General features: G+C 62.5%; 12 protein-coding genes. 5 read left to right on the forward strand and 7 right to left on the reverse strand.

The features are described from left to right. Nucleotides 1–53 precede the first annotated feature (53 nt). The 3 genes from C0Z16_RS14210 (at nt 54) to C0Z16_RS14220 (ending at nt 3,960) form a co-directional block, all read left to right on the forward strand. A complete protein-coding gene (locus C0Z16_RS14210) occupies nt 54–1,442 on the forward strand; it encodes an FAD-binding oxidoreductase (protein ID WP_102632779.1) in 1,389 nt (462 codons plus the stop codon). Nucleotides 1,443–1,641: 199 nt separating this feature from the next. Beyond that, nucleotides 1,642–2,232: a BPSL1445 family SYLF domain-containing lipoprotein gene (locus C0Z16_RS14215; protein ID WP_102632780.1), complete on the forward strand. Its 591-nt coding sequence runs from the start codon at nt 1,642–1,644 to the stop codon at nt 2,230–2,232. A gap of 240 nt (nt 2,233–2,472) precedes the next feature. Further along, nucleotides 2,473–3,960: a SulP family inorganic anion transporter gene (locus tag C0Z16_RS14220; RefSeq protein WP_102632781.1), complete on the forward strand. Its 1,488-nt coding sequence runs from the start codon at nt 2,473–2,475 to the stop codon at nt 3,958–3,960. Nucleotides 3,961–3,963: 3 nt separating this feature from the next. On the opposite strand, the gene C0Z16_RS14225 is transcribed toward C0Z16_RS14220, so the two are convergent. Further along, a complete protein-coding gene (locus C0Z16_RS14225) occupies nt 3,964–4,503 on the reverse strand; it encodes a YbaK/EbsC family protein (RefSeq protein WP_102632782.1) in 540 nt (179 codons plus the stop codon). Between the two features lie 201 nt (nt 4,504–4,704). Between C0Z16_RS14225 and C0Z16_RS14230 the strand changes: the two genes are divergently transcribed. Together C0Z16_RS14230 and C0Z16_RS14235 are read left to right on the forward strand one after the other, a co-directional pair. Further along, a complete protein-coding gene (locus C0Z16_RS14230) occupies nt 4,705–6,027 on the forward strand; it encodes a YihY/virulence factor BrkB family protein (protein WP_102632783.1) in 1,323 nt (440 codons plus the stop codon). A 402-nt stretch (nt 6,028–6,429) separates the two neighbouring features. Continuing rightward, nucleotides 6,430–7,596: a porin gene (locus tag C0Z16_RS14235; RefSeq protein WP_102632784.1), complete on the forward strand. Its 1,167-nt coding sequence runs from the start codon at nt 6,430–6,432 to the stop codon at nt 7,594–7,596. A 227-nt stretch (nt 7,597–7,823) separates the two neighbouring features. Here C0Z16_RS14235 and C0Z16_RS14240 read toward each other — a convergent pair whose 3' ends face one another. The 6 genes from C0Z16_RS14240 to pdxR all read right to left on the reverse strand — a co-directional run bounded on the left by C0Z16_RS14240 (nt 7,824) and on the right by pdxR (nt 14,842). Continuing rightward, the gene (locus C0Z16_RS14240; RefSeq protein ID WP_102632785.1) at nt 7,824–8,696 is read right to left on the reverse strand and encodes a proteasome-type protease; all 873 of its coding nucleotides are present in this window, start codon (nt 8,694–8,696) and stop codon (nt 7,824–7,826) included. Nucleotides 8,697–8,897: 201 nt separating this feature from the next. Further along, on the reverse strand, nt 8,898–9,698 hold the full coding sequence (locus C0Z16_RS14245) for a transglutaminase family protein (protein WP_102632786.1): 801 nt from the start codon (nt 9,696–9,698) through the stop codon (nt 8,898–8,900). A 10-nt stretch (nt 9,699–9,708) separates the two neighbouring features. Further along, nucleotides 9,709–10,659, reverse strand: coding sequence for an alpha-E domain-containing protein (locus C0Z16_RS14250; RefSeq protein ID WP_102632787.1), 951 nt, complete (start codon nt 10,657–10,659; stop codon nt 9,709–9,711). Between the two features lie 142 nt (nt 10,660–10,801). Continuing rightward, the gene (locus C0Z16_RS14255; protein ID WP_102632845.1) at nt 10,802–12,211 is read right to left on the reverse strand and encodes a circularly permuted type 2 ATP-grasp protein; all 1,410 of its coding nucleotides are present in this window, start codon (nt 12,209–12,211) and stop codon (nt 10,802–10,804) included. Between the two features lie 383 nt (nt 12,212–12,594). Then, the gene (locus C0Z16_RS14260) at nt 12,595–13,047 is read right to left on the reverse strand and encodes an HU family DNA-binding protein (protein WP_102632788.1); all 453 of its coding nucleotides are present in this window, start codon (nt 13,045–13,047) and stop codon (nt 12,595–12,597) included. Between the two features lie 298 nt (nt 13,048–13,345). Then, the gene (gene pdxR, locus C0Z16_RS14265; RefSeq protein ID WP_102632789.1) at nt 13,346–14,842 is read right to left on the reverse strand and encodes a MocR-like pyridoxine biosynthesis transcription factor PdxR; all 1,497 of its coding nucleotides are present in this window, start codon (nt 14,840–14,842) and stop codon (nt 13,346–13,348) included. Nucleotides 14,843–14,881: the final 39 nt, after the last annotated feature.

Genomic DNA, 14,881 nt, shown 5'->3' on the forward strand with positions numbered 1-14,881 from the left:
TGGTCAGCCAACGGTGCTCAAAGAGCGCCCTCACAAAACCCTGGAGACAAGCCATGGCTCAAGTGTCGAGCAGCGTCATCGAAGAACTAAAAAACGCTATACGTGGGCAGCTCGTTCTGCCCGAGGATTCGAATTTCAACGACGCGCGCAGCATCTGGAATGCAATGATCGACCGCCGTCCGGCGATGATCCTGCGTTGCGCCGGTGTCGCCGACGTGCGTCGCGCCGTGGCATTCGCGCGCGATAACAATTTGCCTCTGGCGATGCGCGGCGGCGGTCATAACATCGCCGGCAGCGCGCTGTGCGACGACGGTCTGGTGCTGGATTTTTCGTTGATGAAATCCGTGCGTATCGATCCTGTCGCGAGGCGTGCATACGTGGAACCCGGCTCAACGCTCGCGGATTTCGATCATGAAGCGCAAGCCTTCGGACTCGCCACGCCGCTCGGCATCAATTCGACTACAGGAGTCGCGGGCTTGACGCTCGGCGGCGGATTCGGCTGGCTCAGCCGCAAATACGGCATGACGGTGGACAATCTGATTTCAGCGGACGTCGTCACCGCCGACGGCGAGTTGCTCCGCGCCAGCGCCGAATCGAATGAAGATCTGTTCTGGGCGATTCGTGGTGGCGGCGGCAATTTCGGCGTCGTCACATCATTCGAGTTCGCGCTGCATCCGATAGGCCCGATGGTGTATGGCGGCCTTGTCGTCATGCCGCTCGATCAGGCAAGGGACGCCCTCGTCAAATATCGCGTCGCGGCCAATGACATGCCGGACGATCTGAGCGTATGGGCGGTTCTGCGGCTCGCGCCGCCACTACCGTTCCTCCCTGCGGAGGTGCATGGAAAGCCGGTAGTCATCTTCGCGATGTGCTACACGGGGCCGACCGCGAACGGTCCGTCCGCGGTGGCGCAAGTCAAAACGTTCGGCACGCCGGTCGGCGAACATCTCGGCGAAATGCCCTACGCGATGTGGCAACAGGCTTTCGATCCGCTGCTCGCGCCGGGATCGCGCAATTACTGGAAATCGCACAATCTCGCCGGCATCGACGATGGCCTGATCGAGGCGCTCCTTCAGTCGATCCAGAATCTGCCTTCTCCGCAATGCGAGATCTTTTTCGGGCAGATTGGCGGACAAACGCAGCGCGTTGCCGTCGACGCAACCGCTTATTCGAGCCGCGACACGCTCTACGCGATGAACGTGCATGGCCGCTGGGAAGATCCGGCCGACGACGAACGTTGTATCGCGTGGGCGCGCGCGTTCTTCGATTCGGCGGCGCCGTTCGCGCTAGGCAGCGTCTACGTCAACTTCATGACGCAGGAAGAGGCCGGCCGCATCGCCGATGCTTATGGGCCGAACTACGAACGGCTCGTCGCGGTGAAAAGCCGCTACGATCCGCACAACCTGTTCTGCCATAACCAGAACATTCGCCCGGCCACGTAACGCTTGCATAGCGAGGAATTCGCGCACTGGCCGGCGCGGATTCCTCGCCTCACTGGCACCCATGCTGCCTCTGCGCGGGCGGCGTGTGTCAGGCACGGCAAATGCTGCTCTATCATGGACGCTGGTTTGCGGCCGGCGTCACGGCATTCCCGTTCCATCGATAAAGAAGCCAGTTCCATAACGTAAAAGGACAACTATCATGCGCAGACGACAATTCATCACGACGGCCGGCGCGGCTTTCGCTACCGCGGGTCTCGGCCTCGCCGGTTGCACCACCACGTCTCCGTCTTCGAGCGGGTCGGCGTCCGCCAACGCCAGCAAGCGCGACACGATCAATGCGGGTATCGACTCGACGCTTTCGCGTCTGTACGCGAACGTCGGCGGCTCGCGCGAACTCGTGGCGAAAGCGCGCGGGGTGCTGGTGTTCCCATCGGTGATATCGGCGGGCTTCTGGGTCGGCGGCCAATACGGCGAAGGCGCGCTGCGCGTGGGCGGCAAAACAACCGGCTACTACAGCACGGTGGCCGGCTCGTTCGGCTTGCAGATCGGCGCGCAGTCGAAAGCGCTTATCTTCCTGTTCATGACGCAGGAAGCGCTCGACAAATTCCTCAGCAGCCAGGGTTGGGCAGCGGGCGCGGACGCGACCGTCGCCTTGCTGAAGGTCGGCGCAAACGGCGCAATCGATACTTCGACTGCAACGAGCCCCGTCGAAGCATTCGTGCTCACGAACGGCGGCCTGATGGCTGGTGTATCGCTCGAAGGCACAAAGGTTTCGCGCCTGATGATCTGATCTCTCAGGATGACCGCCACGCAGCCGCCTCGCGGACTGCGTGGCGCGGCCTTTGCATCATTCATCTGCACACATGGCGCGCAGTGCTACTTGCGCTGCCCGTCGAAATGACTGACCTGCTGTAAAATCCACCCTTTCGCAAACTCCCCGCCATCGAAACCCTCAGGCGGGGACGCTCATATTGCCCGGCCTTGCGCATCCTCAGATGCAGCGTTTGCCGCGGCAACTCACCCGTTCAAGATGAATACCGCTAGCTCCACTCACGGTTGGCCTGCCAGGCTTTCCGCCATCCGCGGCAATGTGCTCGCGGGTCTGACCTCGTCGTTCGCGCTCGTGCCCGAATGCATCGCCTTCGCGCTGGTCGCGCACCTCAACCCGCTGATGGGCCTGTACGGCGCATTTTTTATCTGCACGATCACAGCGCTGTTCGGCGGCCGTCCGGGAATGATCTCGGGCGCAGCCGGTTCGATGGCAGTCGTCATCGTGGCGCTGGTCGTCCAGCACGGCGCGCAATATCTGCTCGCTACCGTGATACTGAGCGGCATTCTCATGACGCTGTTCGGCGCATTGCGGCTCGGCAAACTGATCCGCATGGTCCCGCATCCGGTGATGCTCGGCTTCGTCAACGGACTCGCGATTGTGATCGCCACGGCGCAGCTCGCGCACTTCAGGCAAGGCTCGCCGCAAGGCGAACAATGGCTGCACGGCAGTGCCTTGGCGATGATGTGCGGTCTCGTCGCGCTGACCATGCTGATCGTTTATGTGCTGCCGCGTATCACACGTGCCGCGCCGCCTGCGCTAGTCGCTATTGTCGGCGTGGGCGTATTCGCCCAACTGCTGCATCTGCCCACGCGCACGCTCGGCGACATGGCGCATATTGCCGGCGGTCTGCCCAGCTTCAATATGCCGGACGTGCCGCTGAACTGGCAGACGCTGCAACTGGTGTTGCCCTACGCGGTGCTGATAGCCATTGTCGGGCTGCTAGAAACGCTGCTGACCTTCAATCTGACCGACGAAATCACCGAGACTCGCGGTCAGCCGAATCGCGAGTGTCTCGCGTTGGGCGCGGCGAATATCGCTTCGGGTCTGTTCGGCGGCATGGGCGGTTGCGCGATGATCGGCCAGACCATGATCAATCTGAACTCAGGTGGACGCTCGCGCCTGTCCGGCATCGTAAGCGGCGTGATGATCCTGATGTATATCCTCTTTCTGTCGCCGCTGATCGAGCGCATTCCATTGGCGGCGCTAGTCGGCGTGATGTTAGTCGTCGCGCAGCAGACTTTCGCATGGGGGTCGCTGCGCGTGCTCGGCAAGGTGCCGCGCAACGACGCGCTGGTGATCGTCGCGGTCACCATCATCACGGTGTTCTCGGATCTGGCGATTGCCGTGTTGTGTGGCATCGTCATTGCCGCGTTGAACTTCGCGTGGCAGCACGCACGCGAAATCCACGCATATGTCGAAGACCGCGCCGGCGACAAAACCTACGTGCCGCGCGGCACGCTGTTTTTCGCGTCGACCACGCGTTTTCATGAGCTTTTCGATCCGCAGCAGGATCCCGGACACGTCACGATCGACTGCAGTCATTTGCTGCTTGCCGACCATTCGGCGCTGGCGGCGTTGCAAGGTCTTGACGAGCGTTACCGCAAAGCCGGCAAGCAATTGCGCGTGAAAAACCTGTCGGAGCGTAACCAGCGCTTGCTGAGCCGCGCGGGCGTCGGGTTTGCCTGAGAGCTATTCAGCCGCGAGCGTCATGTTAGCCACCTCGCAGCGGGGCCACTGACGCAACACGTCCGGCGCAAGCAGAAGCTTGGCCGCGCGGATACCCGCCCCCATCACGATCTGCGCACGCTCCATCACAGCGGCATCGACAAGAACACGCCAGTCCGGTGGCAAGCCAAATGCCGTAATGCCGCTTAACTCCATTCCGCTGAGTTCGACTGCGTCCTCGCGCCTCGCGAACGACAGCCGTTGCGCGCCGAGCGCCGCCTTCACCGCACCGTTGATGTCGAGCCGCAACGACCCCAGCGAAATCAGCGCTGCGTGGTGCTCGCCGCCATCTTTCCTGTAGCGCACCACGATCGTATTCGCGCAATCTGCCAGGCCGAAGCCGTAGCGCGCGCTGAAGGCGGCCGTGTCCGACGCGTCGTCGGTCACCGCGAATACCGTCACGCCCGGCGATGGCAACTGCGCGAGAACATGCGCGGGCAAACATGCGGCGAGGTCTTCCGCCGGAATCACGTCCAACTGCTTGATGGGTTCGTGCGAGTGCATGGCGCTCAATAAAAGTAGACGAAGAAAGCTCTCGCATTCTAGCGGCACGCGCACGTCGCCGCGCGGACCACGACCGGACCCCGCTTGCTATAGTGACAGGCACAGGGTTTGCGAAAGACAGTGATGCGAAGACTGCGTCGGGCCGGCCTGAACGGCTCGCGCACGCCTTATCCGGCGCCCATACCCATCGAGACTTCGACCATGGACATCGACACGCTTTCCGCCGAGCACCTCCAGCAGGTGGCTCGCACGCAGGCGAACTGGGCGATCGGAGCGCTCAAGCAGTTCGCCGACGACCGCTGCACCGCGATGGCGGCCAGCATCGCGTTCTACGCCGCCTTCTCGCTCGCGCCGACGCTCGTCATGGTGATCGCGGTGGCCGGCTGGTTCTTCGGCGCGGAGGCCGCGCGCGGCGAACTGTTCGACCACATCCACGGACTGCTCGGCGACCAGGCCGCGGCAGGCGTACAGACCATCGTGGAGAATGCGCATCACAGTGGCAGCGCGGGCGGCATCGCGGCCATCATCTCGTTCACGATGCTGGCGATCGGCGCTTCAGCCACGTTCTCGTCGCTGAACAGCGCGCTCAACGTCGTATGGCCGAACACTGGACCGCGCACGTCGAGCGTGATCGCGCTGGTGCGCGTGCGGCTGATTTCGTTCGGGCTCGTGCTCGGCGTCGCGTTCCTGCTGATCGTTTCGCTGGTGCTCGACACAGTGATTACGTTCATCGGCAAATGGCTGTGGGGCGACTCGCCGTATGTCGTGATCGGCAATCTGCTGCAACTCGGCGTCGGTCTGGTGGTGCTGGCGTTTGCGTTTGCCGGCTTGCTCAAGTTTCTGCCGGACGCCAGGGTGCGTTGGCGCGATGCGCTGGTCGGCGGGGCCGTCGCGGCCGTGCTGTTTTCGGCGGGCAAGAAGCTGTTTGCGCTGTATCTCGCGCATGCCGGCATGGCGAGTTCATTCGGCGCGGCCGGTTCGCTTGCCGTGCTGCTGATGTGGCTGTACTTCTCGGCCGCAGTGCTGCTACTCGGCGCAGAATTTTCAGCCGCGCGCGCCCGTCTGCACGATCCGCGCGGCGGCTGGGCCATGCAGGCCGATTCGCCACCGGGAAGCCGCGCGAAACTCGCGTCGGTGCTCGCGGCGTCGACGGTACCGGCGAACCTGGCGTTGCACGCGCACGAACACGCGTTCGACGGCAGCGAGCCAGCCACTGCCGCCGGCATGGCGTTCGCGGTAGGGGGAGCGGCATCGTCGGCTGAGGTCGGCGGGCGATCGCAACACCGAAAAAAGGCGTCCGCGCGAGCGACGGCCCTTCAGGTTGGACGCTCGATGGTGTCAGCGGAAGCGCGGGCGACCCATATCGCGGCGGTCACGCTGCTTCGAGCGGGCCGCAAAGCCGTCGCGGCCGATCGCTATGTGCGCCAGCATCCGTGGAAATCGGTGGTGTTCGCCGCGGCGGCGGGTCTCGCGGCGGCGGCCATGGCGCGCCACAACCAGGGCGACATCGAGCGGAAAGAGTGAGGCCGGTCCTGGCGGTCGCGCTAGCGGCTGCCCCTTTCTTGTGCACGCTGACCACAATCGGTCAAGCCTGTCTAGTCCGCTTTTGGCCAGGACCCGTTGCGGCCTTCCGACACACTCCCAAACCCGAAGCGTGAACGTAGGCAACTTCATTACAATACGCCTACAAACAAATGCGCAAACAGGGTGGGTCGACACCGTCACTGTCAACAAAACAACAATAGTGCGAACGCAATGAATCAATATTGCAAAAATGGCAACAATCCCGAACGGGCTTTAAATTCAAGGCTTTGCGCGGTTGTCAGTTTTTGGCGACACTCTTTTTTTTCCAGTTCTTGCCGATTGACGCGGTGAGCTATTCTCCTTTCCGCAACAAGTAAACTAATCATCTGCGTGGAGAAATGGATGAAACGAATCGCACTGTCTACCCTCTCGCTGGCGCTCCTGAGCGCCACCGGCGCCGCACACGCTCAAAGCAGCGTGACCCTGTATGGCTTGATCGACGAATCGATCCAGTTCGCGCACAACACCGTTGACGCGACGGGCGCCAACAAGAATCAGGTCGGTCTGGTTGCAGGCAACCTGCAAGGCAGCCGCTGGGGCTTGAAGGGCACGGAAGATCTGGGCGGCGGTCTGAAGGCGCTTTTCCAATTGGAAAACGGCTTTGATCCGAACAACGGTCGGCTCAACCAGGGTGGCCGCATGTTCGGTCGTCAGGCGTATGTCGGTTTGAGCGGCGATCAGTGGGGCACGGTCACGCTGGGTCGTCAGTACGATCCGGTGGTTGACCTGGTCCAGCCGCTGACGGCAGACAACTACTTCGGTTCGACGTTCACGACGCCGGGCGACGTGGACAACAACGACAACACGTCGCGCACGAACAACGCTGTCAAGTACACCTCGCCGGTGTGGGGCGGCTTGCAGTTCGAAGGTATGTACGCATTCGGCGGCGTCGCAGGTTCGACGGGTGCCGGCCAAACGTGGTCGGGCGCGGCAACGTATTCGACGGGTCCGTTCAGCATTGCAGCCGGCTACTTCCGCGCGGACAACCCGCACACGACGGTTCCGACCCGTACGGGCTGGACCGGCACGTCGGATGGCACCGCAGGCGACAACCAGATCAACCCGTACGTGAGCGCCAAGTCGATCGGCATCGCTTCGGTTGCCGTTCAGTACGTCGCGGGGCCGTTCACGGGCAACGTGCGTTACAGCAATGCGCAGTACAAGCCGGACGCACAGTCGGGCTTCGGTTCGACCGAGAAGTACAACGTCGTAGGCGCGTACCTGGGCTACCAGGCAACGCCGGCAATGCTGGTTGGCGTGGGCTATATCTACACGAAGGCTAGCGGCGACGCGAGCGCAACGTATCACCAGGTCTCCCTGGGCGGCGACTATAACCTGTCGAAGCGCACGGACATCTACCTGGTCGGCGCATATCAGCACGCAAGTGGCGATCAGCGCGCTTCGAACGGCGCACTGGTCACTGCAGGCGCGGCAGTCGGTTCGTACGGCTACAACTCGGCTTCCAGCTCGCAAGAAGTGGTCAGCCTGGGCATCCGCCACAAGTTCTAATCGAGCTTGACGGACTGCTGAAGCTTACGCAGTTCAAAACCAGCCACGGGCGAAAGCCGGTGGCTGGTTTTTTTTCGTCCTCCGGTTTTCGCGTGCAGTCAGCAACGCCGGGCAGAAACGCAAACAGAAAAGGCCGCCGACGCACCCCAAAAGTGGGCCCGTGACGACCTTTGTCAGGACTGAAATAGATTCAGCGGTCTCGGTGCACGAACCGCCGCGAACCCCTCCTACCGCCGCTGCGCCTTGCCCTTCTCCGCCTGCGCCAACGTCTGCACGGGCTTTGCGTCGAGTTCATGCTCGATGCCGTCCGCCCCCACCGGCGCGCGATGCAGCACCAGCGCCCGCTCGCGCTGCAACACCGGCACGTCCGGCGATTCCTGCCAGTCGGGATCGGGAATCTCGCCGAACACCTGACGCAGCCGCTCGCCCCACGTGCGATGAATCATCTCGAAGTAAGCGTTGTCGTGGTCGATCGAAACGAAGCGCGTGACGCGCAGCGCGTCTTTTTCGTAGACCAGCAGATCGAGCGGCAGCCCGACCGACAGGTTCGAGCGCAATGTGGAGTCCATCGAAATCAGCGCGCACTTCGCCGCCTCGTCGAGCGGCGTGGACGGCGTCAGCACGCGATCGATAATCGGCTTGCCGTACTTCGCTTCGCCGATCTGGAAATACGGGTTCACCGCCGACGCTTCAATGAAGTTGCCCGCCGCATAGATCATGAAGAGGCGCGGCCGGTTGCCGGCAATCTGCCCGCCGAGAATGAAGCTGCAATTGAAGTCGACGCCGAATTCCTGCAGCGCTTGCGCCTCCCGCTGATGCACCGAGCGCACCGCGCGGCCGATCACACGGGCTGCGTCGGCCATGGTGGGCGCGCTCCATAGCGTGGGCAGCGACGCATCGGTCGGCTCGGACAACTCGTGCAGCACCGCTTGCGTGAGCGACAGGTTGCCGGCGCCCAGCAGCACGAGCATGCGTTCGCCCGGCTGCTCGAACACCGACATCTTGCGCGCGGTGCTGATGTGGTCGACGCCCGCATTGGTTCGCGTATCCGAAAGGAACACGAGTCCTTCGTCGACGGACATCGCTACACAGTAAGTCATAGAAAAGGTACCCGCGAAAAACGACTGAACGGCGCTATTGTAATGCGGCGCAGACGCGCCTTTATGCCGTATTACCGCCTCGCCGGGTCCGATCCGAATAGTTGTGAGCGCTGGCGCGCGTCAAGAGAGCCGTCGCGCGCCTCGCAGCGGGCGTGAGGCGCGCCGCGGCGCACGCGCTCGACAGGCGATCGCACAAACGAACTACTGAGACATCTGCGCACTCACGGTGACCGACACATCCAGTTGTTCTTCCCGTCCGCCGATCCGGCGGCCGCGCACCGGCGCGGCAGCCTCGTAGTCGCGCGCGACCGCGAGCCGGCAATAGATATCGCTGGCAAAGGCCGCGTGCGTCACGTCGACGGAAATCCAGCCTGTGCCGTCGAGCCACACGTCCACCCATGCGTGGCTCGCCGCATGTGGCACGTCGCCCGGTTCGATATAGCCGCTTACGTAGCGCGCCGGAATCCCACGCGCGCGGCAGCACGCAAGCATCAGGTGCGCATGATCCTGACAGACGCCGTTGCCGAGCGCAAGCGCCTGCCCGGCCGTGCTGGTCACCTCGGTGATGCCGGGGTGGTACTTCACGCGCTCCACAATCCGTTCGGACAGCGCAATCAGATTCGCCGAGCTCGCGAGGCTCGGAACAGATTCGGCGAGTTCGCGGATCGCCGCGTCGGCTTCAGTCAGACGCGTCGCGCAGGTGAAATGCTCGAGCGGAATCGCGCCGACATCGTCGGGAAGACGGCCGTCGATCAGCGCAATCGTATCGACCTCTCCCGACACCTGCAGGCGAATCTCGCTATGCGGCTTGTTGATGACGAGCGTATGCAGCGCGTTGCCGTAGGCGTCAAAGGCCGCGTCGAGCTTGCCCGGCGCGTCGATGCTCCAGCGCCGCACCATCTGCGAAGCGCCGTTGGCAGGCGTCAGGCGCAATTGCTGGATCGAATAATGGACAGTCGCTTCATAACGATAGGACGTGTCGTGGCGGATCGTCAGGTACATAAGAACTCCGTCAGGCGACTGGCAACATGAGATAGGTACGCGCGACGAGATTGCCCAGCTCGAACACGCGAGCGAGGAACTGCGTCAGGTAGGCGTGCAGGCCGGCTTCGAAAATCTGCCGGATGTCGGAGTACAGGAGTTCGGCGCGCAGCTTGCCAGCGAAACGTTCGCACTGGTTCGAGCCCGACGTGCGCAGCATCGCCAGATTCGCGCAGACGCCTTCGAGCGACGCCAGCAGCGAACGCGGCATCTGCTGGTTCAGAATCATCAGTTCGACGACGCGCGCCGGCGTGACGACATCGCGATAAACCTTGCGATAGATTTCCAGCGCCGACACCGAACTCAGTATCGAAGTCCAGTAATAGAAGTCTTCGAGCTGACGCGCGGCGTCGCGTGAATTGGGCTCCACGTCGGCAAAGCGCACGTCGAGAATCCGCGCGGTGTTGTCGGCGCGTTCGAGGAAAGTGCCCAGTTGTGTGAAGAAAAACGCGTCGTCCTGCAACGCGGTGCCGATCGTCACGCCGCGCGAAAGGTGCGAGCGGAACTTCACCCACTCGAACAACGCGCCCGGATTCGCCGCGGCCTGGCCAGACGAAATGCGCTCGTTGAATTCGAGCCATGTATCGTTGATCGTCTCCCACCATTCGGTCGTCAACGTACCGCGCACTGCACGTGCGTTTTCGCGCGCCGCATGCAGACACGAGTGGATGCTCGACGGATTGTTCGCGTCCGCCACCATGAAGTCGAGCACGTGTTCGCGCGTCGGTTCGTCGTAGCGTTGCGCAAACGCCGTTTCGAGTTCGGAGATGCGCAGTACCGAACGTTGCGCGCGCGCCTCCTGCTCGGGCGTCTGCGGCAACAGCAGCGCCTTGAGATTGATGTCGAGCATGCGGGCGGTGTTCTCCGCGCGCTCCATGTAGCGGGCCATCCAGAAAAGGTGATCGGCGGTGCGGCTTAGCATGACGGCATTCCGTATCTGATGACGCGAAGCTCTATGAGGTAAAAGCTCGCGCTGGTTATCCGTATGCGCCGGCGGCGTCCTGCTGGATGCCCCGGCGCGCTGGGTTGCGGACGCGGTGGTTGGCAACCGCGCGGCAACCGCGTCAGTCGACCATCCACGTGTCTTTGGTCCCGCCTCCCTGCGACGAATTGACGACGAGCGAACCTTCCTGCAACGCGACGCGAGTGAGTCCGCCGGCGACCATCGTGACGGTTTTGCCCGACAGCACGAATGGACGCAGATCGATATGGCGCGGCGCGATGCCGGCTTCGACGAAAGTCGGGCACGCAGAAAGCGCCAACGTCGGCTGCGCGATATAACCCGCCGGTCGCGCGATCAGACGCTCGCGGAATGCTTCGATTTCGGCCTTCGTCGAAGCGGGTCCGACGAGCATGCCGTAGCCGCCCGCGCCATGCACTTCCTTCACGACCAGTTCCGGCAGATGCGCGAGCGTGTACGCGAGATCATCGGGCTTGCGGCACTGGAACGTCGGGACGTTGTTGAGGATCGGCTTTTCGCCGAGATAGAACTCGATCATCTCCGGCACGTACGGGTAGATCGATTTGTCGTCGGCGATGCCGGTGCCCATTGCGTTCGCGAGCGCGACGCGCCCCGCACGATACGCGGTCAGCAAACCCGGCACGCCCAGCGCCGAATCGTTACGGAATGCGAGCGGATCGAGGAAGTCGTCGTCGACACGGCGATAGATCACGTCGACACGTTTCGGTCCTTGCGTCGTGCGCATGAACACATAGTTGTCGTCGACGAAAAGGTCTTTGCCTTCCACCAGTTCCACGCCCATCTGCTGCGCGAGGAACGTGTGCTCGAAATACGCGGAGTTGTACATGCCCGGCGTGAGCACGACCACGACTGGGTCGTCGACGCCTTCGGGCGCCACCGAGCGCAGCGTATCGAGCAACAGATCGGGATAATGCGCGACCGGCGCAATGCGGTTCTGTACGAATAGCTCGGGGAAAAGCCGCATCATCATCTTGCGGTTTTCGAGCATATAGGACACGCCCGACGGCACTCGCAGATTGTCTTCGAGCACGTAGAACTCGCCGTCGTCGCCCGCGCGCACCACGTCGACACCGGCAATATGCGCGTAAACACCGAGCGGCACATTCACGCCCTGCATTTCAGGCCGGTATTGCGCGTTGGTGTACACCTGCTCGGCCGGCACGATACCGGCGCGCACGATCTTGCGATCGTGATAGACGTCATGGATAAACAGATTGAGCGCCTGGACCCGCTGGCGTAGGCCGGCTTCCAATGTCGTCCACTCGCCGCGCGGAATGATGCGTGGAATCAGATCGAAGGGAATCAGCCGTTCGGTGCCGGACAGATCGCCGTTCACCGCGAACGTAATGCCGACCCGGCGAAACAGCAGGTCGGCTTCCGCACGCTTGCGTGCGATTGCTTCATTACCCTGCTTCGAGAGCCACCGCTCGAAGCGTGCGTAGTGTGGCCGCACGGCATCGTCATGATGACGCATCTCGTCATAGCATCGCATGTCACGCCCCGCTCTTGTTGTCGGATAGAAGGCGAATGCGCTGCGCATTCGGTGTTCGACATTCATTCAAGCAAGCGCTATGCCATTTAGCTTTTGGCGTGCGGGATACGGAGACATGCACACGAACAGCGCATCGCGGCGAGCAGCGCCTGGCTGCCATCGTACTGCGGCGGCACACGATGCGCCAGTACAGTGCACGCGGCACCGCCCATGCACCGCGCCGCGCTTTACGGCAGATGACACGCGGGAGCAGCGCATAAAAAATCCCCATGGATCTGCATCCATGGGGATTCATACGACTTGCACTGCCGATCGATTCAACGTCAACTAACGTGAGCTACGTTGAGCCACGTTGAATTACGTTGAACGACGCACGAACGCGATCAGCCTGCTGCAGCGTCCTTCAGCTTCTTCAGCGGGCGTGCCTTGATGCGCACGCTAGCCGGCTTGGCCGGGAACCAACGCTCTTCGCCCGTGAACGGGTCTTTGCCGAAGCGCTTCTTCTTCGCCGGAACAGCTTGCACGACGATCTTCAGAAGACCCGACAGCGTGAATTCGCCGGCGCCCTTCTTGTGAACAGCGCCGAGGATCGTGTCTTCGAGCGCGGCCAGGACGGCCTTGGCGGCCTTCGGTTCCACTGCGGCGCGTTCAGCCACGTGTGCAGCCAGCGAGGCCTTCGTGAAGGTGTCCTTGATCGGCGACGTTGCGCTGGAAGCCTTCACGGCGACCTTCTTAGCTGCGGGAGCTTTCTTCGCAGGGACTTTCTTTGCAGCAACCTTCTTGGTCGGTACCGGGGCAGCAGCCTTCTTGGCCACCTTTTTTGCGGAAGTCGGCATGTTTCTCCTACCTGTTGTGGTCAGTGAATTGCACGAAGCGCATACGGTATGTGCACGCTTCAACGCCGGATTCTACAAGCGCTAATGCGATTTGCGCGACTCTTTTATGTATAACAGCGCAGGTTTGTTGCGCGGCGCAGACTGCACAACACATTTTGATGCTTGTTTCAGGGGGTAAACTGCTTCGGCGCCGCTGCCAACACGGACAGGTAACGTGCGTTACAAGCGGTTTCAATGCATGAATAACGGCACATTCTGCGCGGCGCCCATCACCGCTGCCTCCATTGCCGGGCCGTTTTCATCGCCCTGTACTGGACGGTTGACGAGCGAGGCGCGGCAGTATGCCGGCGAGTTTCGTGAGCGCCGTGTCGATATGTTCCTCGGCAATATTGCCGTAGCCGAAAATCAGACCGGCTTGCGGCTTCGCGCGCTGATGAAATGGCGCTAGCCCATAAAGACCGATCGACGCTTCACGCGCGGCCATCACCACCGCCTGCTCGGTAAGCGGCGCTCGCAGACGCGCCGCCACATGAATGCCGGCCGTCGGCACGATCGGCTCGAACCATGGCGAGAGGCCGCCTTGCAGATGTTCCAGCAGTTTGCCGCGGCGCGCCGCGTACGTTTTGTGCATGCGCCGTAAGTGCTTGGCGAAATCGCCGTTGAGCATGAACGACGCGAGCGCGGTTTGCGTCAGCGTGCAGCCGTGCCAGTCCGCGATCTGCCGTGCCTTGAAAAGCGGCCCGAAAAGCGACGCGGGCGGCACCACATAGCCGACCCGCAACTCCGGAAAGATGGTCTTCGAAAATGTGCCCACGTATGCGACCAGTCCTGCGCGATCGAGGCTTTTCAGCGGCTCCATGGGCCGGCCTTCGAAACGGTACTCACAGTCGTAATCGTCTTCGATGATTACGGCGCCGCGTTTCTGCGCCCATTCGAGCAGTTCGACACGACGCTCGAGACTCATCGGCATACCGAGCGGAAACTGATGCGAGGGCGTCACGTAGACGAGCCGCGCATGATCCGGCAGCTTGCTCACGATCAGACCTTCGCTATCCACCGGCACGTGCGCCACGCGTGCCCCGGTCGCCATGAAGCACGCATGCGCCGGCGGATAGCCAGGGTCTTCGATAGCGGCGATTTCGCCGGGGCCGAGCGTAATGCGCGCGAGCAGGTCGAGCGCGTGCTGCGCGCCTTGCGTGACGATCACGTCTTCCCAATTGCTCGACACCGCCCGATTGAACGCCAGGTAGCGTGAAATCGCGAGCCGCAATTCCTGTTCGCCGGCCGCGTCGCGATAGGTTCCAGAGCCGCGCGCCTGCGCACGCAGCGCGTGATTCACGCAGCGACGCCATACGTCGAATGGGAACAGCGTCTTGTCGGTCGCGCCGCCGACAAAATCGTACGGCGAGGCCACTGAAGGCCGCGGCAACGGCAAGCTGTCGGGCATCTGTTCCCACAGCGGTTGTGCGCGCGCGGCGTCCTTCTTTGCCTTCGCACGTTCGCGCGACGACTCGGCGGCGCGCGCATGCGGCGAGCGCTCGACCGGCAAACGCTCGAGACCATCGGCGACGAAAGTGCCAGAGCCGGCCCGCGCGGTGAGATAACCCTCGGAGAGAAGCCGCTCGAACACGTCGAGCGTGGTCTTGCGCGACACGCCTAACTGCGTGGCGAGATCGCGCGTGGACGGCAGACGCGTGCCGCCCGCGAGACGTCCTTCGAGTATGCCGGCTCGCAACTGCCGATAAATCTGTCCGGACAGATCGTGATGACCTTCGACGGCGATGTGGATTTCCATTGTGACTGGCTAACCTGAGATGTCCGCGAAATCGTGAAC

Source organism: Paraburkholderia rhynchosiae (assembly GCF_002879865.1).
GTDB classification, from domain to species: domain Bacteria; phylum Pseudomonadota; class Gammaproteobacteria; order Burkholderiales; family Burkholderiaceae; genus Paraburkholderia; species Paraburkholderia rhynchosiae.

What these genes read in the sequence shown, in the direction of transcription:
- C0Z16_RS14210 (WP_102632779.1), top strand. Translation starts at nt 54, where the DNA reads ATGGCTCAAGTGTCGAGCAGCGTCATCGAAGAACTAAAAAACGCTATA.
- C0Z16_RS14215 (WP_102632780.1), top strand. Translation starts at nt 1,642, where the DNA reads ATGCGCAGACGACAATTCATCACGACGGCCGGCGCGGCTTTCGCTACC.
- C0Z16_RS14220 (WP_102632781.1), top strand. Translation starts at nt 2,473, where the DNA reads ATGAATACCGCTAGCTCCACTCACGGTTGGCCTGCCAGGCTTTCCGCC.
- C0Z16_RS14225 (WP_102632782.1), bottom strand. Translation starts at nt 4,503, where the DNA reads ATGCACTCGCACGAACCCATCAAGCAGTTGGACGTGATTCCGGCGGAA.
- C0Z16_RS14230 (WP_102632783.1), top strand. Translation starts at nt 4,705, where the DNA reads ATGGACATCGACACGCTTTCCGCCGAGCACCTCCAGCAGGTGGCTCGC.
- C0Z16_RS14235 (WP_102632784.1), top strand. Translation starts at nt 6,430, where the DNA reads ATGAAACGAATCGCACTGTCTACCCTCTCGCTGGCGCTCCTGAGCGCC.
- C0Z16_RS14240 (WP_102632785.1), bottom strand. Translation starts at nt 8,696, where the DNA reads ATGACTTACTGTGTAGCGATGTCCGTCGACGAAGGACTCGTGTTCCTT.
- C0Z16_RS14245 (WP_102632786.1), bottom strand. Translation starts at nt 9,698, where the DNA reads ATGTACCTGACGATCCGCCACGACACGTCCTATCGTTATGAAGCGACT.
- C0Z16_RS14250 (WP_102632787.1), bottom strand. Translation starts at nt 10,659, where the DNA reads ATGCTAAGCCGCACCGCCGATCACCTTTTCTGGATGGCCCGCTACATG.
- C0Z16_RS14255 (WP_102632845.1), bottom strand. Translation starts at nt 12,211, where the DNA reads ATGCGATGCTATGACGAGATGCGTCATCATGACGATGCCGTGCGGCCA.
- C0Z16_RS14260 (WP_102632788.1), bottom strand. Translation starts at nt 13,047, where the DNA reads ATGCCGACTTCCGCAAAAAAGGTGGCCAAGAAGGCTGCTGCCCCGGTA.
- pdxR (WP_102632789.1), bottom strand. Translation starts at nt 14,842, where the DNA reads ATGGAAATCCACATCGCCGTCGAAGGTCATCACGATCTGTCCGGACAG.